Genomic DNA, 24,321 nt, shown 5'->3' on the forward strand with positions numbered 1-24,321 from the left:
AGGAAATCTCTTCCCTCGGCCGCCCGGCTGCGGCATCCTGCCGCCCATGGAGACGGAACTGAGCCGCCAACTGGGAATCGAGCACGCCATCTTCGGCTTCACGCCGTTCCCCGAGGTCGCCGCGGCCATCACCAGAGCCGGCGGTTTCGGCGTGCTCGGGGCGGTCCGCTACACCGCGCCCGAGGACCTCGCGCGTGACCTGGACCGGCTGCACGAGCACGCCGACGGCAAGCCCTACGGCCTCGACGTGGTCATGCCGGCCACAAAGGTCGAAGGCGTCACCGAGGCGGACGTCGAGGCGATGATCCCGGCCGAGCACCGCGGATTCGTGCAGGACCTCCTGGCCCGCTACGGCGTGCCCGAGCTGGCCGAAGGAGAGGCGTCCGGCTGGCGCATCACCGGCTGGATGGAGGAGGTCGCCCGCAGCCAGCTCGACGTGGCCTTCGACTACCCGATCAAACTCCTCGCCAACGCCCTCGGCTCCCCGCCCGCCGACGTCATCGAGCGCGCCCACGACCACGGTGTCCTCGTCGCCGCCCTGGCCGGGAGCGCCCGGCACGCCCGGCGGCACGCAGAGGCGGGCATCGACGTCGTCGTCGCCCAGGGGTACGAAGCGGGCGGCCACACCGGGGAGATCGGCTCCATGGTGCTGGTCCCCGAGGTCGTCGAGGCGGTCGCCCCGCTGCCCGTGCTCGCCGCCGGAGGCATCGGCAGCGGCGAACAGGTCGCCGCCGGACTCGCCCTCGGCGCGCAGGGCGTCTGGCTCGGCTCCCTCTGGCTCACCACCGAGGAGGCCGACCTGCACTCCGAGGCCCTGACCGCCAAACTGCTCGCCGCGAGCTCCGGCGACACGGTCCGCTCCCGCGCCCTCACCGGGAAACCCGCGCGCCAGCTCCGTACCGCATGGACCGACGCCTGGGACGACGCGGCCGGACCGGGCACCCTGCCCATGCCGCTCCAGGGGCTGCTGGTCGCCGAGGCCGTCTCGCGGATCCAGAAGTACGAGGTCGGGGAGCTGCTGGGCACGCCCGTCGGGCAGATCGTCGGCCGGATGACCAGCGAACGCAGCGTCCGGGCCGTGGTCGACGACCTGACCCGCGGCTTCGAACGCGCCGTCACCCGCATGAACCGCATCGCCGGAAGGAGCGCCACGTGAACCAGCCGCCCAACGGCTTCTGGGCCCAGGCCGCCGCCGACCCCGACCGCACCGTCCTGATCGCCCCCGACGGCGAGGAGTGGAGCGCGGGCCGGCTGCACGCCGACGTCAACCGCATGGTCCACGGACTGCGCGCGGCCGGGCTGCGCGAGGGCGACGCGTTCGCCGTCGTCCTGCCCAACGGCGTCGAACTCCTCACCGCCTACCTCGCCGCCTCGCAGGCCGGCTTCTACCTCGTCCCGGTCAACCACCACCTTGTCGGCCCCGAGATCGCCTGGATCGTCGCCGACTCGGGGGCCCGCGTCCTCATCGCCCACGAACGTTTCGCGGCCACCGCGACGGCCGCCGCCGACGAGGCGGAGCTGCCCGCCACCCACCGCTACGGCGTCGGCACGGTCCCCGGCAGCCGCCCCTACGCCGAACTCCTCGACGGCCACCCCACCACCCCACCCCAGGAACGCACCCTCGGCTGGGTCATGAACTACACCTCCGGCACCACCGGCCGCCCGCGCGGAATCCGGCGTCCGCTGCCCGGCAAACAGCCCGAGGAGACCTATCTCGGCGGGTTCCTCGGCATCTTCGGCATCCGGCCGTTCGACGACAACGTCCACCTGGTCTGCTCGCCGCTCTACCACACCGCTGTGCTCCAGTTCGCGGGCGCCGCACTCCACATCGGACACCCACTGGTCCTGATGGACGGCTGGGCCCCGCAGGAGATGCTGCGCCTCATCGACACCCACCGCTGCACGCACACCCACATGGTCCCGACGCAGTTCCACCGCCTGCTCGCACTCCCCGAAGACGTACGGGGCCGCTACGACGTCTCCTCCATGCGGCACGCCATCCACGGGGCCGCACCCTGCCCCGACCACGTCAAACGCGCCATGATCGACTGGTGGGGGAGCTGCGTCGAGGAGTACTACGCGGCCAGCGAGGGCGGCGGAGCGTTCGCCACCGCCGAGGACTGGCTGAAGAAGCCCGGCACCGTGGGCAAGGCCTGGCCGATCAGTGAACTCGCCGTCTTCGACGACGACGGCAACCGGCTCGGGGCGGGCGAACTGGGGACCGTCTACATGAAGATGAGCACCGGCGGCTTCAGCTACCACAAGGACGAGACCAAGACCCGCAAGAACCGCATCGGCGATTTCTTCACCGTCGGCGACCTCGGCGTGCTGGACGAGGACGGTTACCTCTTCCTCCGCGACCGCAAGATCGACATGATCATCGCGGGCGGCGTCAACATCTACCCCGCCGAGATCGAGTCCGCCCTGCTCACCCACCCCGCCGTGGCGGACGCCGCCGCCTTCGGCATCCCACACGCCGACCGGGGCGAGGAGGTCAAGGCCGTCGTCGAACCGGCCGACGGCCACGAGCCGTCGGCCGAACTCGCCGCCGCGATCCTCGCCCACTGCGAAGAGCGGCTCGCCGGCTACAAACGGCCCCGGAGCCTGGACTTCATCACCGCGATGCCCCGCGACCCCAACGGCAAGCTCTACAAACGACGCCTGCGCGAACCGTACTGGGAGGGGCGTCGGCGCCTTCTGTAGAGCACCGGGTGGGTCCGAGAGGGCCGCCCGCCGCTCGCGGGCCCGGTGCGGTGTTCACCGGACGCGTCCCCGCTGGACGGCAGTACGGTCGGACGGGATGAGTGAATGTGGGCATCCGCCGAGGCGGACGCCGTACTCACGGTGGACGAGCCGGTCTTCCCGTCCGGCGCGCTGCCGCCGCTCGTGCACCCGCCCGCCCCCGCAGAGCCGGTGAGCGCGTGTGCCCTTCTCGCGGAACTGCCACGTCGTCCTGCGCTCACCCGCGTACAGCCGGATCTGGTCAACGTGACTCCCTGCGCGCGCAGAGGGCGGCACCTTGCTGACGGCATGCGCGATGCCCGCGACAAGGCGGCTCGGATGAGGCCGCCCGTGGCGAACCATCGGGAAGGCTTGATCGCTCCCGTCGAGGAATTGCGATCGGACTCTGTTCACGTTTCGCTCGCCTGACTACGTTACCTCCAGTAATAGCTGCGGGCCCTGTGTCTGAAGGCGCGCCGGCTGCCCCCTGCCTCTGGAGTTCACCATGACGCGTTCTCCCGCTCGTCGTCCTCGCCGCCGACACCCCTTCGGCATGGCCGCCTTACTCGCCGTGGGGCTTACGGCAGGTGCGTTGCCCGGCGTCCCCGCCTCGGCCGGCGCGAGCGAGGTCCCGAAGCAGGCGCGGGAACACGTGCGGGCGACCTCGGATGGGCTCAGGGAGGTGTTCTTCGTGGGCAACAACTGGGAGGGCACCGCCGACGTCATCGACTCCCGTGGCGACTACGCCAGGATCGGTCGTATCGACATGATCCCCGACAAGAAGGAGCGCCTGTGGGAGATCTACCTGAACCCCGTCAAGCTCGCCTTCTTCCTCGGCATCCGGAGCGGCCCGGGTGAGGGTCACGACCAGTACGTCGACGACATGTACACCACGAAGGACGGCAGGTCCGTGGTCGCCTCCCGGCCGAGTTTCGCCGACGTGGTCTCCATCGACGTGGAGAGCGGCAGGATCAACTGGAGATTCCCGGTGTCCGGTTTCCGCTCCGACCACATGGCGGTCTCCCCCGACGGTACCCAGGTCGCCGTCTCCGCCTCCACCTCCAACACCGTGCACGTCCTCGACATGGCGACGGGCAAGGAGGCGGGCAGGTTCAAGGCGGGTGACAAGCCGCACGAGAACGTCTACACCGATGGCGGCAAGCACCTCTGGAACATGGCCATCGGCGAGGTCAACACCGACCTTGACGCGCCCTGGCAGGACTTCACCAAGGGCGACCGGCGCATCACCGTCGCCGACGCGAAGACCTTCCAGGTCAAGAAGATCATCGACATGCGCGAGCGGCTCGACGCGTTCGGCCGCGAGGACCTTTCCGACGCGCTGCGCCCCGTCGCCTTCACGCCTGACGAGTCGAAGATGTACTTCCAGGTCTCCTTCTTCAACGGCTTCGTCGAGTACGACGTGCACACGGACGAGATCACCCGGGTGAAGACGCTGCCGAAGAACCCGGACACCAGTGACGAACGCACCACCTATGTCAACGACTCCCGTCACCACGGCATGTCCATGAGCCCCCGGGGCGACAAGCTCTGCATCGCCGGGACCATGGACGACTACGTCACCGTCGTGGACCGCGAGTCCCTTCAACAGGGCCCTCTCGTCACCGCCTCCAAGCCGTACTGGGCCACGGTGAGCGGAGACGGAAAGCACTGCGTGGTGTCCGAGAGCGGCGCCGACCAGGTGACGGCGATCGACTTCGCCACCGGCGAGAAGGTCACCTCCATCCCCGTCGGCGACCATCCGCAGCGGGTCCGCCTCGGCCACGTCCCGACGAACTGGACCGGCCCCACCGGCTGAGACACACCGGACCCGAGCCCCACGCCGCTCCGGCCCGAACCCGCCGACCACTTCCGACGGTACGGGTGGGCGGAGCTTCCGCGGCCGCTCCCGACCAGGATCGCGAAGCACGCTGGACGGTGATCGCGCCTGCGGGAGGTCCTCTGCCAGGGCTGTCGCGGAGCAACAGGGCGGCGGCTTCCGCGCTGGGAGGACTGCCTCTCGTTCAGCCGTAGTGGGCCGTGCGCATCAACCTCCCCATGTCGCCCAGCAACGGCATGCGGGGGGTTGACCGGTGTGCACCGGCCCTCGTGGACGTTGAGGGCCTGCTATGGGGAGGCCTGCACCCCCACGAGCCGGCTGATGGAGCGTTTCGGCGCCGCGATCGTCCGCCGGGGCCGAGGGGGTGCGCCCTTCGCCTTCGAGAAGGCGAAGCGTCGAGCTTTTGACTGAACCCGGGAGAGGTCCGGGCCGGATGTGTTCCTGCTCGTGTCCTGCCCGCGGAAACCGTGCTGACCGTGGTTGTTTGGGGACGTGATCAGCAAAGTTCGCGCCCGTGTTCTGCCTGCCTCTCAGCGTCGGTCGCTCGATGAGCTGACCGAGGATCTGGACCTGTCGTCCGGGGACACCACGTCCAAGCGTTCGGCCTTCTGGACCATGCTGGGGCTGTCGTCGGTCATCGCGGCGGGGGGAGTGCTCACGGACTCGACGGCCACCGTGATCGGCGCGATGATCATCGCACCGCTGTCCACGCCGATCATGGGAATCGCCCTGGGCTCGGTGCAGCGCCGCCGCACCGGATCGGCCTGGACTGTCCTCTTCGCATGCCTGTTGGTGATCGGGATCGGGATGGGGATGTCGGTGGTCCTCCCCGGTGACTACGACCTGTTGTCCAACGGTCAGATCTCGTCGCGGACATCGCCTGGTCTGATGGACCTGATCGCCGCCTTGGCGACAGGCTTCGCCGGGGCGGTGGCGCTGGCCCGCCGGGACGTCGCCGCCGTGCTGCCCGGGGTCGCGATCGCCATCTCCCTGGTTCCGCCCCTTGTGGTGGCCGGAGTATGCCTGGGACAGTTCTCGGGATGGCTGGCGCTGGGCGCGCTGGTGCTGTTCGTGTCGAACCTCTTCGCCCTCGTCTTCGGGGGCATCGTGGTCTTCGCGTCGCTGGGCTACGCCGCGGAGGCCGACAAGAAGGCGGGACGGCCCGCCCGCAGAACATACGCCGCCATGGTCCTGTTGTTCGCCGTCGTGTTCGTTCCCCTGACGGCCAATACCGTGGCCACGCTGCTGCTCAACGTCTGGACCGGGCGGACCAGGAGTGTGGCGCAGCAGTGGCTCGCCGACGAGCCGGGTGCGTCCGTCACACGTGTGGACGCGACCTCCCGGACGATGTACATCCACGTCCGCATCCCCGGGGACCTGCCACCGGTGGAGTCTCTGCTCGAACAGTTGGAGGGCCGGATCCCGGACGGCATCCCCGTCGTGGTGGACGCGTCACGCGGTCGGCGCATCGAGGCCGGGGCGGTCGGCGACTGAGTGCCGGACCGGCTCCGTCCAGCCGTGCCGGACCTCAAGTATGGAGCGCTCGCGGAGCCTTTCGGGGGTATCCAAAGGTGCTGCCGCGACCCTGGGCAGAGCCCTTTCGCCTGGACCGTAACCCCGGCGTCAGAGGCTCCACGAACCTCAGTACGGCTTCGCGCGCGCGGCCGACGACGCCTTCACGGAGTCGTCCGCTGCGGCCGAGAGTAAGAAGCGAACGAGGCCGGAGCAGCCGCTGAGCACTCCGCATCCGTGCCCAGGTCGGTCAGTCGGCCAGGTTGGCGGGAACCGACGTCGTGACGCTCGTCCGACGCTCCGGACATCAGTATGTGGCGTCCAAGAGCCGGAGAACTAGCCCTGACCTGCGTGTTTGTTGCGCCTTTTGCGTAGGCGATCAGCGGCCTCCGTGCGGAGCTCTCGGCTGGGTGACGGTGGGGTCCCTCGAAGCCGCCGGGGCGCTTGCTGCCGAACTGTTGGGTTCCCTCCTGTCCGCTTCTATGTCGCCGATCGAGCGGCTTGGCGTGATAACCGCTTCCTGCGCATCGAGGCGCCTGTTCCCGACCGTGTCCGTGCCGCTTCTTTCCCTCCACGAGGGGGCCGCAGGGCTCGCTGTTGGCGACATGTGAGGCCTAGCCTGGAAGGAGGGGGAAGTTCCGCTCGGCTGAGAGGAGTGGTCGCCATGACGGGACGTAGCCGGAGTGACGTGGAGGCGGAGATCAAGGAGACTCTGGGACTCGTGCCCCACTTCTTCTCCCGGATCCCGGATGACCTGCTGGACTACGAGTGGGCGATATTCAGCAAACTCGAGCTCGGCGAGACGCTGATCCCGAACAAGTACAAGGAACTGATCGGGATCGCGCTGCACTCGGAGACGAAGTGCCGTTACTGCACGCTCTTCCACACCGAGGCGGCGAAGCTGTTCGGGGCCACGGACGAGGAGATCCAGGAAGCGGTCCATTACGCGAAGAACAGCCTCGGCTGGAGCGGATACCTCAACGGTATCCGTGAGGACTACGACGACTTCGAGAAGGAACTCGGCCAGATCAAGGAATACCTGTCGTCGAAGGGCTGACCATGCAACTGGATTGGGCCCGCCCCGGCGTCCTGCGGGCGACCGGTCACGCCTTCGAGTTCGCGACGTTGGTGTCCGCCGCCCGCTACGTGGCCGAGTCCGCTCCACCCGACATCCCACAGGAGTCGCTGGAGCAACTGGAGCGCGTACTGCGCGACTACGACACCCAGACACGCCGGCTGCATGGCCCCCTCGCCCCTGACGGGCAGTGAAGGACGGGGCCGTAACGGGTCCACCACTGGTCTGGGGCACAGGATCCGCGTCCTTCACAGGGTTGCTCACCGTTCGCTGCGTCATCCGTGCCCGCTCGCCGTCCACCGGATGGGCGGCAGGATCGCGCGTCAGCTGCCGCGGATTCGGCGTGTCGCACGTGGCGACCGTGCCCCATCACGCCACATCCGGGTTGTGCCCGATGGGGATCTTCGTCGTCCGGACCGTCCGGACAGCCACGCGCCACTCAGCCAGGGAGCCCCGGGAACGGTCAACCGTCCGGTCGGCATCCAGCCACTTGACCCCGGGGCCCGGGCCGCACAGGATCACGCCATGACAGGTGTACGCAGCAGCACAGTCGACGGCGTCCTCACCCGCAGCGCCCGGCGCACCCCCGCCCGGACCGCCGTACGGTACGCCGACCGGGCCTGGACCTACCGCGCGCTGGACGCCGCCGTCTCCACGGCCGCCGCCGTCCTCACCGAGGAACACGGCCTCGCCCCCGGCGACCGGGTGGCCGCCTTCGCGCACAACTCCGACGCCTATCTCATCGGCTTCCTCGCGTGCGCACGGGCCGGGTTCGTCCATGTGCCGGTCAACCAGAACCTCACCGGCGACGACCTGACCTACCTCCTGGACCAGTCCGGCTCCGCCCTCGTCCTGACCGACCCGGACCTCGCCGGGCGGCTCCCCGACGGAATCCCGGTGCGCGCGCTGCGCGACGCTCCCGGCGCGCTCCTCGACGCCCTGGAGACGGAACGGCCGTTCACCCCGCAGCGCCCGCCCGCCTCCGACGACCTGGTGCAGCTGCTCTACACCTCCGGTACCACCGCCCTGCCCAAGGGCGCGATGATGACGCACGGGGCCCTGGTCCACGAGTACGTCAGCGCGATCACCGCGCTCGGCCTCGCTGCCGCCGACCGGCCCGTGCACTCGCTGCCGCTCTACCACTCGGCCCAGATGCATGTGTTCCTGCTGCCCTATCTGGCGGTCGGGGCGGAGAACACCATCCTGGACGCGCCGGACGCCGCCCGCATCTTCGACCTCGTCGAAGCGGGCCTGGCCGACAGCCTGTTCGCCCCGCCCACCGTCTGGATCGGCCTCGCCAACCACCCGGAGTTCGCCACCCGCGACCTCGGCGGTCTGCGCAAGGCGTTCTACGGGGCCTCGATCATGCCCGTGCCCGTCCTGGAGCGGCTGCGGAGAGGCCTCCCGCACCTGGCCTTCTTCAACTGTTTCGGCCAGAGCGAGATCGGCCCGCTGGCCACCGTGCTGGGCCCCGACGAGCACGAGGGCCGGATGGACTCCTGCGGCCGTCCCGTCCTCTTCGTGGAGGCCCGCGTCGTCGACGAGAAGGGCCAGGACGTCCCCGACGGCACCCCCGGTGAGGTCGTCTACCGCTCGCCCCAACTGTGCTCCGGCTACTGGGACAAGCCCGAGGAGACGGCGGCCGCCTTCCGCGACGGCTGGTTCCACTCCGGCGACCTCGCGGTCCGTGACGCCGAGGGCTTCTACACCGTCGTCGACCGGGTCAAGGACGTCATCAACTCCGGTGGTGTCCTCGTCGCCTCCCGCCAGGTCGAGGACGCCCTCTACACCCACCCCGCCGTCGCCGAGACCGCCGTCATCGGCCTGCCGGACGACCGCTGGATCGAGGCCGTCACCGCCGTCGTCGTCCTGCGCGGCGAGGCGAGCGACACCGAACTCATCGCCCACGCCCGCGAGAAGCTCACCGCCTTCAAGGCCCCCAAGCGCGTCGTGTTCGTGAACGAACTGCCGCGCAACGCGAGCGGAAAGGTCCTCAAGCGGCAACTGCGCGACGAGCTCGCCTGAACCCGGCCGCTACAGCCGCCCCGCCGCCACGATCCGCCGCAGGAACCGCCGGGTGCGCTCCTCGCGGGGCGCGCCGAACACCTCCTCGGGCTTGCCGCGTTCCAGCACCACTCCGGCGTCCAGGAAGCACACCTGGTCGGCGACCTCGCGCGCGAACGCCATCTCATGGGTGGCGATCACCATTGTCATGCCGTCGTCCTTCACCTCCCGTACGAGACCGAGCACTTCGCCCACCAGCTCCGGGTCCAGGGCGGCCGTGACCTCGTCCAGGAGCAGCAGCCGGGGCCGTACCGCCAGCGCCCGCACGATCGCCGCCCGCTGCTGCTGTCCGCCGCTGAGCCGGTCCGGATACTCGTCCGCCTTCGCCCCGAGCCCCAGCCGCTCCAGCAGCTCCCGGGCCTCGGCCTCGGCCCGGGGCCGGGACAGGCCGTGGACCCGGCGCTGGGCCAGCGTGATGTTCTGCAGCGCGGTCAGATGCGGGAAGAGGTTGTACGCCTGGAACACCACGCCGATCCGGCGGCGCACCGCGTCCGCGTCGGCCCGGGGGGCCGTGATCTCCTCGCCCTCCGGCCAGATCGCCCCGTCGTCGACCTCCTCCAGGAGACTGGCACAGCACAGCAGCGTCGTTTTCCCGGAGCCGGAAGCCCCGATCAGCGCGGTCACCGGGTGCGGGCCCGCCGATGGCGCACGCGGGCGATCCGGCGCTCGGACGGGACGTAGCCGTCCTCGACGACGGCCGGCGTCTTGTGCAGGGGCACTTGAGTACCGGCGCGTCGACGGCGTCGGAGAGCCACTCCTTCTCCAGGGCGGCCGGCGTGTCGTCCTTCCGCAGGGCGTCCACCGCGCCGCTCACGCAGGAGGTCAGCGCGGACTCCTTGTCGAGGACCCGCCCGAACTGCTCCGGATCGCCGGGGGAGTCGGCGAACTGGCCCGCCACCTCTGTCCGCACAGGGGGAACGGGTGTTGCGGTGGTGTGAACACGCCGGTCACCGGCGCCGTTCACCCGTGCCGGACTCCCGCAGGTCCACGATCCGCCGGATCTTGCCCACCGAGCGCTCCAGCGACTCCGGATCCACGATCTCGACGCTCACCGACACCCCGACGCCGTCCTTCACCGCCGCCGCGATGGACCGCGCCGCCTTCTCCCGCTCATCGCTCGTCGCGTCCGCCCGCGCCTCCGCGAGGACCGTCAGCGCGTCCAGCCGCCCGTGCCGGGTCAGCCGCAGCTGGAAGTGCGGGGCGACGGCGGGCGTACGCAGCACGATCTCCTCGATCTGGGTGGGGAAGAGGTTCACCCCGCGCAGGATCACCATGTCGTCGCTGCGCCCGGTGACCTTCTCCATCCGCCGGAACGTCCGCGCCGTCCCCGGCAGCAGCCGCGTCAGGTCCCGGGTGCGATAGCGGATCACCGGCATCGCCTCCTTGGTGAGCGAGGTGAAGACCAGCTCCCCCTCATCGCCGTCGGGCAGCACCTCACCGGTGAACGGGTCCACGACCTCCGGATAGAAGTGGTCCTCCCAGATGTGCAGCCCGTCCTTCGTCTCCACGCACTCCTGCGCGACCCCCGGGCCCATCACCTCGGAGAGCCCGTATATGTCGACCGCGTCGATGGCGAACCGGTCCTCGATCTCCCGGCGCATCCCCTCGGTCCACGGCTCCGCGCCGAAGATCCCCACCTTCAGGGACGTCGACCGCGGATCGACGCCCTGCCGCTCGAACTCGTCCAGCAGCGTCAGCATGTAAGACGGCGTGATCATGATGATTTCGGGCCGGAAGTCCTGGATCAGCTGGACCTGGCGCGCGGTCATGCCCCCGGAGGCCGGGATCACCGTGCAGCCGAGCCGCTCCGCCCCGTAGTGCGCCCCGAGGCCGCCGGTGAACAGTCCGTATCCGTACGCCACATGGACCTTGTGGCCCGGCCGTCCGCCCGCCGCCCGGATCGAACGGGCCACCACGTCCGCCCAGTGATCCAGGTCCCGTTCGGTGTACCCGACGACCGTCGGACGTCCGGTCGTGCCGCTGGAGGCGTGGATCCTGCGCACCTCGTGCTCCGGTACGGCGAACATCCCGAAGGGGTAGTTGTCCCGCAGGTCCGTCTTCGCGGTGAACGGGAACCGGGCCAGATCGGCGAGCGTCCGGCAGTCCTCGGGCTTCAGCCCGGCGCGGTCGAAGGCGTTCCGGTAGAAGGGGACCTTGTCGTACGCGTGCCGCAGCGTGGTCCGCAGCCGCTCCCGTTGCAGGGCCTCCAGCTCGCCCCGGCCGAGCCGTTCCGCCGCGTCCAGCATGGCCGTCATAAGGACCCTTCCTCTCCCGAAGCGGGCGACCGATCATTCGGTCGATCTTCCTGGGAGCAGTAATTCAGGAGGCCGGGGGCGCTGGCAAGAGGGGCGCACACATCGCCGTGGATCAGCTCCCCGCGAAGTCCGGTGCGTCCGCACACGGGTTCCTGTTTGGATGGGGCGTATGCCGATCTTCTCCGCGTACGACACGACCCCGCTCGCCTATCGCCTGGTGGGGGAGGGCGAACCGCTGATCTGTCTGCCCGGCGGGCCGATGCGGGCGAGCGCGTACCTCGGGGACCTGGGCGGGCTCGCCGCCCGTCGGCAGCTGGTCCTCGCGGATCTGCGCGGCACCGGCGAGTCCGGGGTGCCCGACGACCCCTCGACGTACCGCTGCGACCGCCTCGTCGGCGACGTGGAGGCGCTGCGCGAACACCTGGGCCTCGACCGGATCGACGTACTGACCCACTCCGCGGGCGCGGACCTCGCGCTGCTGTACGCCGCCCGCCACCCGGAACGGCTGCGCACCCTGACCCTGATCACGCCCAGCACCCGGGCCGTGGGCATCGAGGTGACCGACCAGGACCTGCGCGAGTCCGCCGAACTGCGGCGCGACGAGCCCTGGTACCCCGAGGCGCGGGCCGCTCAGGAGGCGCTGCTCGCCGGCGGGCCGTTCGCCGAGCTGTGGCCCGCCGTCCGGCCGCTCACCTACGGCCGGTGGGACGAGGCGGCCCGCGCCCACGCCGCGGCCTCCGCCGGACAGACCAACCACGAGGCCCGCGCCCACTACGCCGCCGACGGTGCGTTCGACCCCGCCGCCACCGCCGCCGCCCTGCGCGAGGTGACCGCGCCGGTGCTCGTCCTCGCCGGGGAGTACGACGGCCACCCGAGCCCGGACCGGGCCACCGAGCTCGCCGCGCTCTTCCCGCACGCCGAGTTCGTCGTCCAGCGCGGCGCGGGGCACTTCCCGTGGCTGGACGACCCCGGCGCCTTCGCCCGTACGGTGGCGGCCTTCCTCGACCCGGAGATCCTGAGCGTTCAGGCCGGCGGGGTCCGGCTGGCCTACCGGGTGTGGGGCGCCCCCGAGGCCCCGCCCGTCGTCCTGCTGCACGGCCGGGCGGGCTCCGGCGCGACCTGGATCCGGATCGCGGAGGACCTGGCCGCCGACCACCGGGTGTACGCCCCGGACTTCCGGGGCCACGGGCTGAGCGACTGGCCCGGCCGCTACTCCTTCGAGATGTTCCGCGACGACCTGCACGCCTTCCTGGAGGCCCGCAACCTGGCCGGCGCGACCGTCGTCGGACACTCCATGGGCGGGGTCGCCGCCTACCTCCTGGCCCAGCGGGAACCGGACCTGATCGGGCGGCTGATCATCGAGGACGCGCCGCCCCTGTTCCCGCTCGACCCGCCCCGGCCGCTCTCCGTCCGCCCGGCGGGCGACCTCGACTTCGACTGGTCCGTCGTCCCCGACATCGACGCCCAGCTGAACGACCCCGACCCGGCCGTCCCCGGGCGGTTCCCGGAGATCACCACGCCCACCCTCGTCATCGGCGGCGGCCCCGCCAGCCACATCGACCAGGAACAGCTCGCGCAGATGGTCCGCGCGATACCGGACGCCGAGCCGCTCACCATCGACGCCGGGCATCTGATCCACACGGACCGGCCGGAGGAGTTCCTCGCGGCGATCCGGTCGTTCGGGCTCACCGACCGGAAAGGAAGCGGCGACGCGTGCTGACCGAAGGACGCTTCAGGACCGATGCCCTGCCGCGGAGCGACCGGTTCGCCCGCTGGCAGCAGTGCATGACCGATGTCGTCGCGCCCATGGAGATCACGAGCCCGTACGCCGACGACTTCTGGGCCGACCACCGGCTCCTGCGCGTCGAGGACACCCTGCTCTGGCCCACCTGCCTGCACGCCTCCCGCTACCGGCGCACACCCCGGCTGATCCGGCAGTCCGACCCGGGACTGCTCCACATGACGCTGGTCCTGCCCGGCAGTGGGACCGTGCTCGTCGAACAGGGCGGGCTGCGCAGCGCCGTCGGACCGTACGACCTCTACGTCCTCGACCTGTCCAGACCCGGCGACGTCGGCACCGACGACGAGCCGATCGTGGGGGTGGGCGTGGACTTCCCCCGATCGCTGCTGCCCCTGCCGATGAGCACCTCACTGGACGAGCTGCTCGGCCGGCGCCTCTCCGGCCGGCACGGCTTCGGCGCACTGTTCAGCCAGTTCGTCACCCATCTGGTGGACCAGTCGGACTCCTACGGTCCCGCCGACGGGCCCCGGCTGAACCGGGTCCTGCTCGATCTCGCGGCCGGACTGCTGGCCGGCGGGCTCGACCGGGAGACGGCCCTGCCGCCGGAGACCCGGACCAGCAACCTCGTCCTGACCATCCGTACCTTCATCGGCCGCAATCTCCACGACCCCCGGCTCACCCCGGCCGCCGTCGCCGCCGCGCACCACATCTCCACCCGGCATCTGCACCGGCTCTTCCAGCAGGAGGGCACCACGGTGGCCGCCCTCATCCGCAGCCGACGCCTCGAACGGGCCCGCCGGGACCTCGCCGACCCCGCCCTGGTCCACACACCGCTGCACACGATCGCCGCCCGGTGCGGCTTCGGCGCGCCCGCCCACTTCAGCCGGGTGTTCCGGGCCGCCCACGGCATGTCCCCCAGTGACTACCGCGACGCCGGACTCCGGGACGGGGCGGGGCGGAACCGGCGCGCCGGCGAAGGCGGGTGAGGTGCTCGGCACACCCCCGTGGCACCGGGCACCCCGACGCCCGCCCCACCAGTCTGCGGTTCGCCTCCCGCTCTGTCCTTGACGATGGGCGACGGGGCGTTTGACGATCAGCGACCGGGGCCGTCGGCCCGCGGGCCGTTCAGCTCCGCGCGGCCCCCGCCGCCACCGTCTTCGCCCACCGGTAGTCCGCCTTCCCGCTCGGCGAGCGCTGGATCCGGTCGGCCAGCACCAGGGCGCGGGGGATCTTGTAACCGGCGAGCCGCGTCCGGCAGTGCGTCTGCACCGACTCAAGAGTCAACGCATCCGCTCCGTCGCGGAGTTGGACCACAGCGGCGACCCGGTTGCCCCAGCGCTCGTCCGGAACGCCCGCGACGAGCGCGTCGTACACGTCCGGATGGGACTTCAGCGCCTGCTCGACCTCCTCCGGATACACCTTCTCGCCCCCGGTGTTGATGCACTGGGAGCCCCGGCCGAGCACGGTGACGATGCCGTCCGCGTCCACGGTCGCCATGTCGCCCAGCAGCACCCACCGTTCCTCGCCCCTGCGGAAGAAGGTGTCGGCGGTCTTCGCCGGGTCGTTGTAGTAGCCGAGCGGGACATGCCCGCGCTGGGCGATGCGGCCCGGCTCACCGGGGGCCACCGGCTCGTACGTCACCGGATCGACCACCGCAGTACGGGCGTTGACCTGCACCCGGAAGCCCTTCTCCGGCCCTGAGTCGGCGGTGGCCGTGCCGTTGAAGCCGGACTCCGAGGAGCCGAAGTTGTTCAGCAGCATCACCGTCGGCACCAGCGTCTGGAACTCCGCCCGCACCGAGTCCGACATGATCGCCCCGGAGCTGGAGACGGAGAACAGCGACGAGCAGTCCGTCCCGCGCAGTGGCCCCTTGAGGCAGTCGATCAGCGGACGCAGCATCGCGTCGCCGACCAGCGACACACTGGTGACCTTCTCCTTCTCGATCGTCCGCAGCACCTCTTCGGGGACGAACTTGCGGTGTACGACGACACGTTGGCCGAAGTTGAAGCCGATGAACGCGGTCAGCGTGGAGGTCCCGTGCATCAGCGGCGGGGTGGGGAAGAAGGTGATCCCGTCGCCGCCCGCGGCGACCCGCTCCGCCAGTTCCTGCGGGGCCTTCACCGGCTCGCCGGTCGGCGCACCGCCGCCCAGGCCCGAGAAGAACAGGTCCTCCTGACGCCACATCACGCCCTTCGGCATGCCGGTCGTGCCGCCGGTGTAGATGATGAACTGGTCGTCGGCGGAGCGGGCCGCGAAGCCGCGCCCGGCCGCGCCCGACTCCTCCGCTTCGGTGAACGGCACGACCGGCACGGCCGGAGGATCGGCGGGGGCAGGGCCCACTCGGATCAGATGGCGCAGCCCCGGGGCCTGCGGGGCGGCCGCCGCGACCCGCTCGTCGAACTCGCCGTCGAAGACCAGCGCCGCCAGGTCCGCGTCCCGGTAGAGATAAACCAACTCCTCTTCAACGTAACGGTAGTTGACGTTTACCGGAACGATCCGGGCCTTGAGGGCGCCCAGCACCGTCTGGAGGTATTCGACCCCGTTGTAGAGGTGCAGTCCCAGGTGCTCGCCCGGCCGGATGCCCGCGTCGATCAGGTGGTGGGCGATCCGGTTGGCGGCGGCGTCCAGCTCCGCGTAGGTGAGCCGCCGCTCCGCGCCCGTACCGGGATGGTCGACGTACAGGAGCGCCTCGCGGTCGGGCGCCGCGTCGACGACCGATTCGAACAGGTCGGCAAGGTTGTACTCCACCGTTCCTCCTGACCCCGGATGACTGGCGACTCGGCCGTCATTAGAGCGCCGTGCGGCACAAGTGGGAAGAGGTGGCGTCGAAACAATCTGACGAGCTGTCAGAAAACTATTGAACTGCGACCCCTCCTCCTGCAACCTGTTCCAGGTCTGGAGACAGGAGTCGGTCATGGGCGGTACGGAACACCTCACCGTGCGGCGTGAAGGCGCCACGCTGGTGCTCACCTTGAACAGACCACAGGCCAGGAACGCGCTCTCGCTGCCGATGCTCGTCGGCCTTCACGACGGCTGGATCGAGGCCGACGAGGACGACGCGATCCGCTCCGTCGTCCTCACCGGCGCGGGCGGCGCGTTCTGCGCGGGCATGGACCTCAAGGCGCTGGCGGGTGGCGGAATGGCGGGGGAGGAGTACCGGGAGCGGATGGCGGCCGACCCGGACCTCCACTGGAAGGCGATGCTGCGACACCACCGTCCTCGCAAACCGGTGATCGCCGCCGTGGAAGGCCCCTGTGTCGCGGGAGGCACCGAGATCCTGCAGGGCACCGACATCCGCATCGCCGGAGCGGGCGCCACCTTCGGGCTCTTCGAAGTGCGCCGGGGCCTCTTCCCGATCGGCGGCTCCACCGTCCGGCTGCCCCGCCAGATCCCCCGCACCCACGCCCTCGAAATGCTGCTCACCGGCCGCTCCTACACCGCCGAGGAGGCCGCCGCCATCGGGCTCGTCGGCAGGGTCGTGCCCGACGGAACCGCACTGGAGGAGGCTCTCGCCGTCGCCGAGCGGGTCAACGCCTGCGGGCCGCTCGCCGTCGAGGCGGTCAAGGCCTCGGTCTACGAGGGCGCCGAGCTGACCGAGACCGAGGCGCTGGCCGCCGAACTCAAGCGCGGCTGGCCCGTGTTCGCCACCGAGGACGCCAAGGAGGGCGCCCGCGCCTTCGCCGAGAAGCGCCCGCCCGTCTACCGGCGCGCCTGACCCCAGGAGAGAGCCATGACCGACGTCCTCAGCGCCCCGCTGGTGGTCGAGTTCCCCTTCACCCGCTCGCTCGGGCCGGTGCAGAGCGCCTTCCTCACCGGACTGCGCGAACGCACCGTCCTCGGCGTCCGCACGGAGGACGGCACGGTGCTCGTGCCGCCCGTCGAGTACGACCCCGTCACCGCGAACGAGATCCGCGACCTCGTCGAGGTCGCCCCCACCGGCACCGTCACCACCTGGGCCTGGAACCCGGCCCCCCGCCGCGACCAGCCGCTCGACACCCCCTTCGCCTGGGTCCTCGTCCGCCTCGACGGGGCCGGCACCGCGCTCCTGCACGCCCTCGACGCGCCCGGACCTGACGCCGTGCGCACCGGGATGCGCGTCCGGATCCGCTGGGCCGCGACCCGCACCGGCGCCATCACCGACATCGCCTGCTTCGAACCGTACGAGGGCGAGCCCGGCGAAGTTGAACCCACCCCGCACACCGGGGAGTTCGCCGACCCCGTCACCGGCATCGTCACCCCGGCCCGCCTCGACTACGTCCACACCCCGGGCCGCGCCCAGAGCGCCTACCTCACCGCCCTCGAAGGACACCGCACCGTCGGCGAACGCTGCCCCTCCTGCCGCAAGGTCTACGTACCGCCACGCGGAGCCTGCCCCACCTGTGGGGTCGCCACCTCCGAACAGGTCGAGGTCGGACCGCGCGGCACGGTCACCACGTTCTGCATCGTCAACATCAAAGCGAAGAATCTCGACATCGAAGTCCCGTACGTCTACGCCCACATCGCCCTCGACGGCGCGGACCTCGCGCTGCACGGACGCATCGCCGGCATCCCTTACGACCAGGTCCGCATGGGACTGCGCGTCGAACCCGTCTGGGCCGGTGCTGGCCGGGGGTCCCACCACCCCGACCACTACCGGCCCACCGGAGAGCCCGACGCCGACTACGACACGTACAAGGAGCTGGTGTAGATGCGGGACGTGGCCATCGTCGCCTTCGCGCAGAGCGCGCACCGGCGGCGCACCGACGAACTGTCCGAGGTCGACCTGCTGATGCCCGTCCTCCACGAGGTCCTGGGCGCGACCGGCCTCAGAGCGAACCAGATCGGGTTCACCTGCTCCGGCTCCGCCGACTACCTCGCCGGGCGGGCCTTCTCCTTCACCATGGCGCTCGACGGCGTCGGCGCCCATCCGCCCATCTCCGAGTCGCACGTCGAGATGGACGGGGCCTGGGCGCTGTACGAGGCCTGGGTCAAGATCCAGACCGGGGAGGCGGACACCGCGCTCGTCTACTCCTACGGCAAGTCCTCGCCCGGCCGGGTCCGCGACGTCCTCACCCGCCAGCTCGACCCCTACTACCTGGCCCCGCTCTGGCCGGACTCCGTCGCGCTCGCCGCCCTCCAGGCGCAGGCCCTCATCGACGCGGGCGCCACCGACGAACCGGCCCTCGCCGAGGTCGCCGCCCGCAGCCGCACCGCCGCCGCCGACAACCCGCACGCCCAGCTCACCGGCGACGTCCCGGCCGGCGACTACCTCGTAGAGCCACTGCGCACCGGCGACTGCCCGCCCATCGGCGACGGCGCGGCCGCCGTGATCCTCGCCGCAGGGGACACCGCCCGAGAGCTGTGCGAGCGGCCCGCCTGGATCCGGGGCATCGACCACCGCATCGAGGCGCACGGCCTCGGCGTCCGCGACCTGACCGACAGCCCCTCCGCCCGGCTCGCGGCCCAGCACGCCGGAGCCTTCGAACGGCCCGTCGACACCGCCGAGTTGCACGCCCCTTTCACCTCGCAGGAGGTCGTTCTGCGCAAGGCTCTCGGGCTCGGTGACGCCGTCCGCGTCAACCCCTCCGGCGGGGCGCTCGCCGCCAACCCCGTGATGGCCGCCGGACTGATCCGGCTCGGCGAGGCCGCCGCCCGCATCCACCGCGGCGAGTCCGACCGGGCCCTCGCGCACGCCACCTCGGGACCCTGCCTGCAACAGAACCTGGTCGCCGTCCTGGAAGGGGAGAGCCCTCATGCCTAAGGAGCCCGTCGCCGTCGTCGGCATCGGCCAGACCAAACACGTCGCCGCCCGGCATGACGTGTCCATCGCCGGACTGGTCCGCGAGGCCGCCGTCCGTGCACTGGCGGACGCCGGGCTGACCTGGAGCGACATCGACGCCGTGGTGATCGGCAAGGCGCCCGACTTCTTCGAGGGCGTCATGATGCCGGAGCTCTACCTCGCCGACGCGCTGGGCGCCGTCGGTAAACCCATGCTCCGCGTCCACACGGCCGGCTCGGTCGGCGGCTCCACCGCCCTGGTCGCCGCCAACCTCGTCGCCGCCCGCGTGCACCGCACCGTCCTCACCCTCGCCTTCGAGAAGCAGTCCGAGTCCAACGCCATGTGGGGGCTCTCCCTGCCCGTTCCCTTCCAGCAGCCGCTGCTGGCCGGGGCGGGCGGCTTCTTCGCCCCGCACGTGCGCGCGTACATGCGGCGTACCGGAGCGCCCGACGAGGTCGGATCGCTCGTCGCGTACAAGGACCGCCGCAACGCGCTGAAGAACCCCTACGCGCACCTCCACGACCATGACATCACCCTGGAGAAGGTCCGGGCCGCCCCCATGCTCTGGGACCCGATCCGCTACTCCGAGACGTGCCCCTCCTCCGACGGCGCCTGCGCCATGATCCTCACCGACCGGGAAGGCGCGGCCCGCTCGCCCCACCGGCCCGCCTGGGTGCACGGCGGGGCGATGCGCAGCGAACCGACCCTGTTCGCCGGCAAGGACTTCGTCTCCCCGCAGGCCGGGAAGGACTGTGCGGCCGACGTCTACCGGCAGGCCCGGATCACCGACCCGCGCCGTGAGATCGACGCCGTCGAGATGTACGTACCGTTCTCCTGGTACGAGCCGATGTGGCTGGAGAACCTCGGCTTCGCCGACGAGGGCGAGGGCTGGAAGCTCACCGAGGCGGGCGTCACCGAACTCGACGGCGACCTCCCCGTCAACCCTTCGGGCGGCGTGCTGTCCACCAACCCCATCGGCGCGTCCGGGATGATCCGCTTCGCCGAGGCGGCCCTCCAGGTACGCGGGCGGGCCGGCGAGCACCAGATCGACGGGGCCGTCAGAGCGCTCGGGCACGCCTACGGGGGAGGGGCGCAGTTCTTCGCCATGTGGCTCGTGGGAGCGGAGCCCCCGCCCGGCTGAGAGAGCGCGGCGGGCCCGGTCCCGCGGGGCCCGGGCCCGGCTCCGCAACGTGAGCCGGGACACGTAACATGGCAGCATGTCCTTCCTCCGCCGCCGTAGCGCCGCAACACCCGCGGGCCCGGATTTCGACGTCCTGGCCATGGACCCCGGGGACTGGCCCGGCAACCTCGGCGCCGGTCTGCTCCCCGCCCCCGACGGCAGCTGTCAGGGCGTCTTCCTCCGTTACGACCTGTACGGCGGCCGGGGCCCGGCGATGATCATCGGCAACCTCCCGGAAGGCTCGCCCGCCCGCGAGACCGAGAAGGGCCAGGTCCCCTTCGAGGTCGCCCAGCTGCTCCTCGCCCTGGAGAACGACGAGCCGATCGAGGTCGTCAGCTCCGAGGACGTCCCGGTCATGCAGGGCGACAATCTGCTGATCGTCCGCCGGGTGAAGCTCTCCGAGAGCCGCATCGCCTGCGTTCAGTTCGACCGCAGCGACGGCGTCCTGGTGACCATCGCCAGCTGGGACCGGCCGATCACCGACGATCTGTACACCCTGCTCAAGCCCCTGCCCGCGGAGCTGTTCCAGCAAGGCTGAAACGTATCTCCATAGGCCGCCCGCATATGCCGGGCGGCCTTTTTCGTTGCCCGGGGGCGGTATCCGGCCATCCCGGCGCCCGGGTGGGCGACGGACCCGGGGGAGAGGTGGGGCGGAAAATGAAACGAATGTTCGATGTGTAGTGATCGTTCACTTCGATGGATTGCCCCGACCTCTCTCCTCCGGAGGGTCGCGTATGGGGGCCACGCTCCAGGTGGTCGCCCGCGAAGGGGTCGCCGGCGTCAGCCGTCGCGCGATCGCACGCGAGGCGGGGGCCTGCCCGCCACCGCCTCCGCCCACCGCTTCAGGAGCATCGACGACCTGCTCACCGCCGCACTCGCCCGCTGCGTGGAGCAGGACGCGGACCGCATGCTCCGGCCGGTCGCGGCCCGCCGGACGTTCCTCCGTGCGGCGGGCCGCGGAAGCGTCAACTACACGGCACTACCCGCCAGTTGAGCCATCAGTCGGGTCACCTGCGCCGCCGAGGTGCCGAGCCCCGTGGGGCCGCTCAGGTGCCAGGGGGTGTCGTGCCCCTGCCGCAGATCCTCCTCGCGGTAGCGACGGCAGCCCCGGTGCCAGATCAGGATCCCCGCGATCCAGTGCTTGAGCTCCTGCACATAGCCCGCCAGGATCTCCCGAGCCTCGGCACCGAGGTCGAAGTCGTCGTACAGCACCGGGAGTTCGACCTCGGCGACATGCAGGAACTGGCGCAGCCGTGAGTTCATCAGGTCGTGCACGATCGCCACGCCCGTCGGATAGTCCACGCCGAAGAAGTTCTGCACGACCAGGACGCCGTTGTGCACCTCGCCCTCGTACTCGATCTCCTTCTGGTACGAGAACAGATCGTTCAACAGGCAGGCGTAGTCAGCCGCCGCGTTCTCCAGGGAACGCATCGGACCGCTGCGGTAGACCTCTTCCGGAACGGTCCTGCCGTGCCCGAGCCGGCACAGGCTCATCGTCAGGTCCGAGCCGAACGTCGCCCGTCGCATCTCCACGTAGTCCACCGGGTCGGGGATGCGGTTCTGCGCCTGGTTCGCCAGCTCCCACAGCCAGCTCTCGGTCATCGACTCGATCGAGGTCCGGAAGGTGCGCCGCGCGCTCAGGTCCATCGGCGCGGCCGTCCTGCGCCACAGGTCGGCCAGACTCCGCTCCAGGGCGTTCACCGGCTCCGGCGTCCCCTCGCCGTCCAGCGGCATGAACAGCGACAGCCGTTCGTTGGCCAGCCGCGCCCCCGTCAGATCCCGGGCCCGCCCGTGCACCACCGGGAACCAGTCGTCCCCGTATGTTCCCCAGGCCAGCCAGCCTGAGGACAGGTCCAGTTCGTCCGGGGTCGCGTCCGGATGCAGGCCCGCCGCGCACAGCGGCAGGTCGATCGCGACGATCCGCCGCTCGTCCCAGATGTGCGAACCCGGCACGCCCGGCTGGGCCTCCAGGATGCCCATCCGCCGCGCCCACTCGACGAGCCGGACCCGGGCCCCCTCCAGATGGGGACTCAGCGTGGTGCCGAACGGCAGGTCGAAGTCCGGCAGCAGCGAAGGGCCCACATGCTGGTACGGCACATGGCTGTGGCTGCGGGCCCGCGCGGTCTCCGAGCGGAGTGTGAACCTGATGGAGGCGGCGGACATGCCGAAGCCGGCCACGGCCTCGCCCGCGCCGCCGCCGTTCATGTAGCGGCTGGAGCGCATGTGCCATTCGTGGCCGCCGGACTGCCAGTCCTGGAGCCCCTTGACGTACGCCAGCACGGCGGCGGTCTCGGTCGGGTCCAGGCCCTTCTCGGCGCAGAGCGGACCGAGTTCGGTGAGGGCGGTGTTCTCGAACTGCTGGAGACGTGAGGTCAGCAGGTCGTTGACGGCATCGGCGGCCTCCTGCGTGGAGCAGTCGAGGAACTTCTCCAGCACCAGCACGCCGTTGCTGTTCTCCCCCTCGTCCTCCACCTCACGCTGGTAGGAGAAGAGGTCGTTGCGCAGGTGCACCGCGTCGGAGAAGGCGTCCCGCAGCACCCGCAGCGGCCGGGACCCGGCGACCGGCGCCGGTACCTCCGCGTTCGCCGCGTACTCGACCAGGCCCGCGGACCAGGGCGCGCCGCCCACCTTGCGGCGCATCTCGATGTACTCGACGGGGTTCGCGATGCGGCCCTCGTGGATGTTGGCGAGCTCCCACAGGGACTCGTTGAGGAGGTTCTCCGTCGACTCCGCGAACCGGGCCCGCCAGGCGTCGGTCATCGCCGGGACCGTCCGGGCCCACAGATCGGCGAGCCCCGCCTCGACGGGGTTCGAAGGCTCCGGGGTCGGGGCGCCTCGCTCCATCGGCATGAAGGCGGGCAGCCGGTCCAGATACCGCTTGCCGCCCTCCCGGTCGGGGGTGCGCTTGAACAGCTCCAGGAAGTGGTCGTCGAAGAAGAAGACCCACACGTACCAGTCGGTGACCAGGGACAGGGCCTCGGCCGAGCAGTCGGGGTGGGTGTAGGCGCACAGCAGGGCGTAGTCGTGCGCCTCCAGGTCCTTCTCCTCCCAGATGCCGGACCCCTCCAGCATCCCCATGGAGCGGGCCCACGCCCGGGTGTGCGTGCGTGCCGCCTCCACATGAGGGTTGAGCCGCGCCGGATACGGAACATAGAAGTCCGGCAGTGAGAAGGGCTGTGCCATGTGCGTCAGGCCTTTCCAGAAGCCTCCGCGCGGGGAAACGCGCGGACCGGTGGTGTCCGCGCAGCACTACCCTTCGGCCATACGGAGCACGCACGACGGCGATTAGTCAGATCATCGCAGCTTGGCCGGTGCGTGCTCGGAAGTCGGTCGCTCAGTAGGCGGAGTCGACGTTGTCGATCGAGCCGTACCGGTCCGCGGCGTAGTTCGCGGCGGCGGTGATGTTGGCGACCGGGTCGGTGAGCTTCTTCGGGGTGCCCTTGACGTGGTACGCGTCGAAGGTGGGCTGGATCACCTGGAGGAGACCCTTGGAGGGAATGCCGTTCCGCGCGTTGATGTCCCAGTCGTTGACGGCGTTCGGGTTGCCGCTGGACTCGCGCATGATGTTGCGGTGCAGCCCCTCGTAGGAGCCGGGGATGTTCTTCTTCTTCATGATGTCGAGCGACTCGCGGATCCAGCCGTCGAGGTTGTTCGCGAACTTCTTCGGCGTGACGGCCTTGCGCTCGGTGGAGCGGTTGGCGGCCTGCTTCTCGGAGCGCGCCTCGGCGGCGTCCTTCTCCGCGGCGGCCTTGGCAGCTGCCTTCTTCGCGGCGGCTTCCTTGGCGGCGGTCTCCTCGGCGGCCTTCTTGGCCGCGGCGTCCTTCGCCGTGGGGATGCCCGCGGCGGCGACCGGCTCCACGGAGATGGAGGAGCGGGCTTGGGAGGTCTGCGCCTCGCTCGCACCGCCGGTGGCGGTTATGGCGGTGACCGAACCGGCCGCGACGAGCACAGCGGTGGCGATCTTGTGCGAGCGGGTGATGCGCAGGGTGGAGATGCGGGGCATGCGTGAGCTCTTCCTGTGGGGGACGGGCTTCGCGGCCTTCGCGCCGCGTCGGCAGGAACCGGGGTGTCCGGGCCGCGGCCGCCGGTGGGCGATCGACGCTGGCTCGTACTCGGTGCTTGCCGAGATCCATGGTTAGCGCTGTCCGACATGGGAAGCAATGACCGCCTTTACTACT

Annotated in this window: 18 protein-coding genes and 2 pseudogenes; 14 read left to right on the top strand and 6 right to left on the bottom strand. The window is 70.7% G+C overall.

Translation table 11 applies throughout. The features are described from left to right. The first annotated feature begins 46 nt into the window (after positions 1-46). The 7 genes from AC0VY3_RS16885 (at position 47) to AC0VY3_RS16915 (ending at position 9,170) form a co-directional block, all read left to right on the top strand. The gene (locus AC0VY3_RS16885) at positions 47-1,156 is read left to right on the top strand and encodes an NAD(P)H-dependent flavin oxidoreductase (protein ID WP_475549925.1); all 1,110 of its coding nucleotides are present in this window, start codon (positions 47-49) and stop codon (positions 1,154-1,156) included. After that, positions 1,153-2,703, top strand: a complete 1,551-nt coding sequence (locus AC0VY3_RS16890) for an acyl-CoA synthetase (RefSeq protein WP_475549926.1) — start codon at positions 1,153-1,155, stop codon at positions 2,701-2,703. Before AC0VY3_RS16885 ends, AC0VY3_RS16890 begins: the two co-directional genes overlap by 4 nt. A gap of 571 nt (positions 2,704-3,274) precedes the next feature. Further along, on the top strand, positions 3,275-4,537 hold the full coding sequence (locus AC0VY3_RS16895) for a YncE family protein (protein ID WP_475549927.1): 1,263 nt from the start codon (positions 3,275-3,277) through the stop codon (positions 4,535-4,537). A 513-nt stretch (positions 4,538-5,050) separates the two neighbouring features. Next, positions 5,051-6,052, top strand: coding sequence for a TIGR00341 family protein (locus AC0VY3_RS16900; RefSeq protein ID WP_103512317.1), 1,002 nt, complete (start codon positions 5,051-5,053; stop codon positions 6,050-6,052). Between the two features lie 682 nt (positions 6,053-6,734). Then, positions 6,735-7,127, top strand: coding sequence for a carboxymuconolactone decarboxylase family protein (locus AC0VY3_RS16905; protein WP_146065958.1), 393 nt, complete (start codon positions 6,735-6,737; stop codon positions 7,125-7,127). 2 nt (positions 7,128-7,129) lie between these two features. After that, a complete protein-coding gene (locus tag AC0VY3_RS16910) occupies positions 7,130-7,339 on the top strand; it encodes a hypothetical protein (protein WP_103512315.1) in 210 nt (69 codons plus the stop codon). 331 nt (positions 7,340-7,670) lie between these two features. Continuing rightward, entirely contained in the window at positions 7,671-9,170 is a 1,500-nt protein-coding gene (locus AC0VY3_RS16915) for an acyl-CoA synthetase (RefSeq protein WP_475549928.1), read from the top strand. Positions 9,171-9,179: 9 nt separating this feature from the next. Here AC0VY3_RS16915 and AC0VY3_RS16920 read toward each other — a convergent pair. The 3 genes and pseudogenes from AC0VY3_RS16920 to paaK form a co-directional block, all read right to left on the bottom strand. Further along, positions 9,180-9,842 (bottom strand): annotated as a pseudogene (locus AC0VY3_RS16920) (amino acid ABC transporter ATP-binding protein); the annotation flags it as partial. Between the two features lie 85 nt (positions 9,843-9,927). Further along, positions 9,928-10,107 (bottom strand): annotated as a pseudogene (locus AC0VY3_RS16925) (amino acid ABC transporter substrate-binding protein); the annotation flags it as partial. A gap of 49 nt (positions 10,108-10,156) precedes the next feature. Beyond that, complete coding sequence (gene paaK / locus AC0VY3_RS16930) at positions 10,157-11,464, bottom strand: phenylacetate--CoA ligase PaaK (protein ID WP_103512313.1); 1,308 nt, start codon at positions 11,462-11,464, stop codon at positions 10,157-10,159. Between the two features lie 169 nt (positions 11,465-11,633). Between paaK and AC0VY3_RS16935 the strand changes: the two genes are divergently transcribed. Continuing rightward, positions 11,634-13,184, top strand: a complete 1,551-nt coding sequence (locus AC0VY3_RS16935) for an alpha/beta fold hydrolase (protein WP_103512312.1) — start codon at positions 11,634-11,636, stop codon at positions 13,182-13,184. Then, complete coding sequence (locus AC0VY3_RS16940) at positions 13,178-14,191, top strand: AraC family transcriptional regulator (RefSeq protein WP_103512311.1); 1,014 nt, start codon at positions 13,178-13,180, stop codon at positions 14,189-14,191. Before AC0VY3_RS16935 ends, AC0VY3_RS16940 begins: the two co-directional genes overlap by 7 nt. Before the next feature lie 139 nt (positions 14,192-14,330). On the opposite strand, the gene AC0VY3_RS16945 is transcribed toward AC0VY3_RS16940, so the two are convergent. Next, on the bottom strand, positions 14,331-15,953 hold the full coding sequence (locus AC0VY3_RS16945; protein WP_103512310.1) for an acyl-CoA synthetase: 1,623 nt from the start codon (positions 15,951-15,953) through the stop codon (positions 14,331-14,333). Between the two features lie 166 nt (positions 15,954-16,119). Between AC0VY3_RS16945 and AC0VY3_RS16950 the strand changes: the two genes are divergently transcribed. The 5 genes from AC0VY3_RS16950 to AC0VY3_RS16970 all read left to right on the top strand — a co-directional run bounded on the left by AC0VY3_RS16950 (position 16,120) and on the right by AC0VY3_RS16970 (position 20,681). Beyond that, complete coding sequence (locus AC0VY3_RS16950; RefSeq protein WP_103512309.1) at positions 16,120-16,920, top strand: crotonase/enoyl-CoA hydratase family protein; 801 nt, start codon at positions 16,120-16,122, stop codon at positions 16,918-16,920. A 15-nt stretch (positions 16,921-16,935) separates the two neighbouring features. Next, on the top strand, positions 16,936-17,892 hold the full coding sequence (locus AC0VY3_RS16955; RefSeq protein ID WP_103512308.1) for a Zn-ribbon domain-containing OB-fold protein: 957 nt from the start codon (positions 16,936-16,938) through the stop codon (positions 17,890-17,892). Then, on the top strand, positions 17,893-18,945 hold the full coding sequence (locus tag AC0VY3_RS16960; RefSeq protein WP_103512307.1) for a thiolase domain-containing protein: 1,053 nt from the start codon (positions 17,893-17,895) through the stop codon (positions 18,943-18,945). Continuing rightward, positions 18,938-20,104, top strand: a complete 1,167-nt coding sequence (locus AC0VY3_RS16965; protein ID WP_103512306.1) for a thiolase domain-containing protein — start codon at positions 18,938-18,940, stop codon at positions 20,102-20,104. Before AC0VY3_RS16960 ends, AC0VY3_RS16965 begins: the two co-directional genes overlap by 8 nt. Positions 20,105-20,180: 76 nt before the next feature. Then, positions 20,181-20,681: a hypothetical protein gene (locus AC0VY3_RS16970; RefSeq protein ID WP_475549929.1), complete on the top strand. Its 501-nt coding sequence runs from the start codon at positions 20,181-20,183 to the stop codon at positions 20,679-20,681. Between the two features lie 431 nt (positions 20,682-21,112). On the opposite strand, the gene AC0VY3_RS16975 is transcribed toward AC0VY3_RS16970, so the two are convergent. Next, on the bottom strand, positions 21,113-23,326 hold the full coding sequence (locus AC0VY3_RS16975; protein WP_103512305.1) for a terpene synthase family protein: 2,214 nt from the start codon (positions 23,324-23,326) through the stop codon (positions 21,113-21,115). 151 nt (positions 23,327-23,477) lie between these two features. Next, positions 23,478-24,146: a transglycosylase SLT domain-containing protein gene (locus AC0VY3_RS16980; RefSeq protein WP_242740884.1), complete on the bottom strand. Its 669-nt coding sequence runs from the start codon at positions 24,144-24,146 to the stop codon at positions 23,478-23,480. Between the last annotated feature and the right edge of the window lie 175 nt (positions 24,147-24,321).

The sequence above is a fragment of the Streptomyces sp. iso_384 genome, assembly GCF_056172905.1.

Excerpts from the sequence above, each read along its gene's own strand:
- AC0VY3_RS16885 (WP_475549925.1), top strand. The coding sequence starts at position 47 with ATGGAGACGGAACTGAGCCGCCAACTGGGAATCGAGCACGCCATCTTC.
- AC0VY3_RS16895 (WP_475549927.1), top strand. The coding sequence starts at position 3,275 with ATGGCCGCCTTACTCGCCGTGGGGCTTACGGCAGGTGCGTTGCCCGGC.
- AC0VY3_RS16905 (WP_146065958.1), top strand. The coding sequence starts at position 6,735 with ATGACGGGACGTAGCCGGAGTGACGTGGAGGCGGAGATCAAGGAGACT.
- AC0VY3_RS16910 (WP_103512315.1), top strand. The coding sequence starts at position 7,130 with ATGCAACTGGATTGGGCCCGCCCCGGCGTCCTGCGGGCGACCGGTCAC.
- AC0VY3_RS16915 (WP_475549928.1), top strand. The coding sequence starts at position 7,671 with ATGACAGGTGTACGCAGCAGCACAGTCGACGGCGTCCTCACCCGCAGC.
- paaK (WP_103512313.1), bottom strand. The coding sequence starts at position 11,464 with ATGACGGCCATGCTGGACGCGGCGGAACGGCTCGGCCGGGGCGAGCTG.
- AC0VY3_RS16935 (WP_103512312.1), top strand. The coding sequence starts at position 11,634 with ATGCCGATCTTCTCCGCGTACGACACGACCCCGCTCGCCTATCGCCTG.
- AC0VY3_RS16950 (WP_103512309.1), top strand. The coding sequence starts at position 16,120 with ATGGGCGGTACGGAACACCTCACCGTGCGGCGTGAAGGCGCCACGCTG.
- AC0VY3_RS16955 (WP_103512308.1), top strand. The coding sequence starts at position 16,936 with ATGACCGACGTCCTCAGCGCCCCGCTGGTGGTCGAGTTCCCCTTCACC.
- AC0VY3_RS16960 (WP_103512307.1), top strand. The coding sequence starts at position 17,893 with ATGCGGGACGTGGCCATCGTCGCCTTCGCGCAGAGCGCGCACCGGCGG.
- AC0VY3_RS16965 (WP_103512306.1), top strand. The coding sequence starts at position 18,938 with ATGCCTAAGGAGCCCGTCGCCGTCGTCGGCATCGGCCAGACCAAACAC.
- AC0VY3_RS16970 (WP_475549929.1), top strand. The coding sequence starts at position 20,181 with ATGTCCTTCCTCCGCCGCCGTAGCGCCGCAACACCCGCGGGCCCGGAT.
- AC0VY3_RS16975 (WP_103512305.1), bottom strand. The coding sequence starts at position 23,326 with ATGGCACAGCCCTTCTCACTGCCGGACTTCTATGTTCCGTATCCGGCG.
- AC0VY3_RS16980 (WP_242740884.1), bottom strand. The coding sequence starts at position 24,146 with ATGCCCCGCATCTCCACCCTGCGCATCACCCGCTCGCACAAGATCGCC.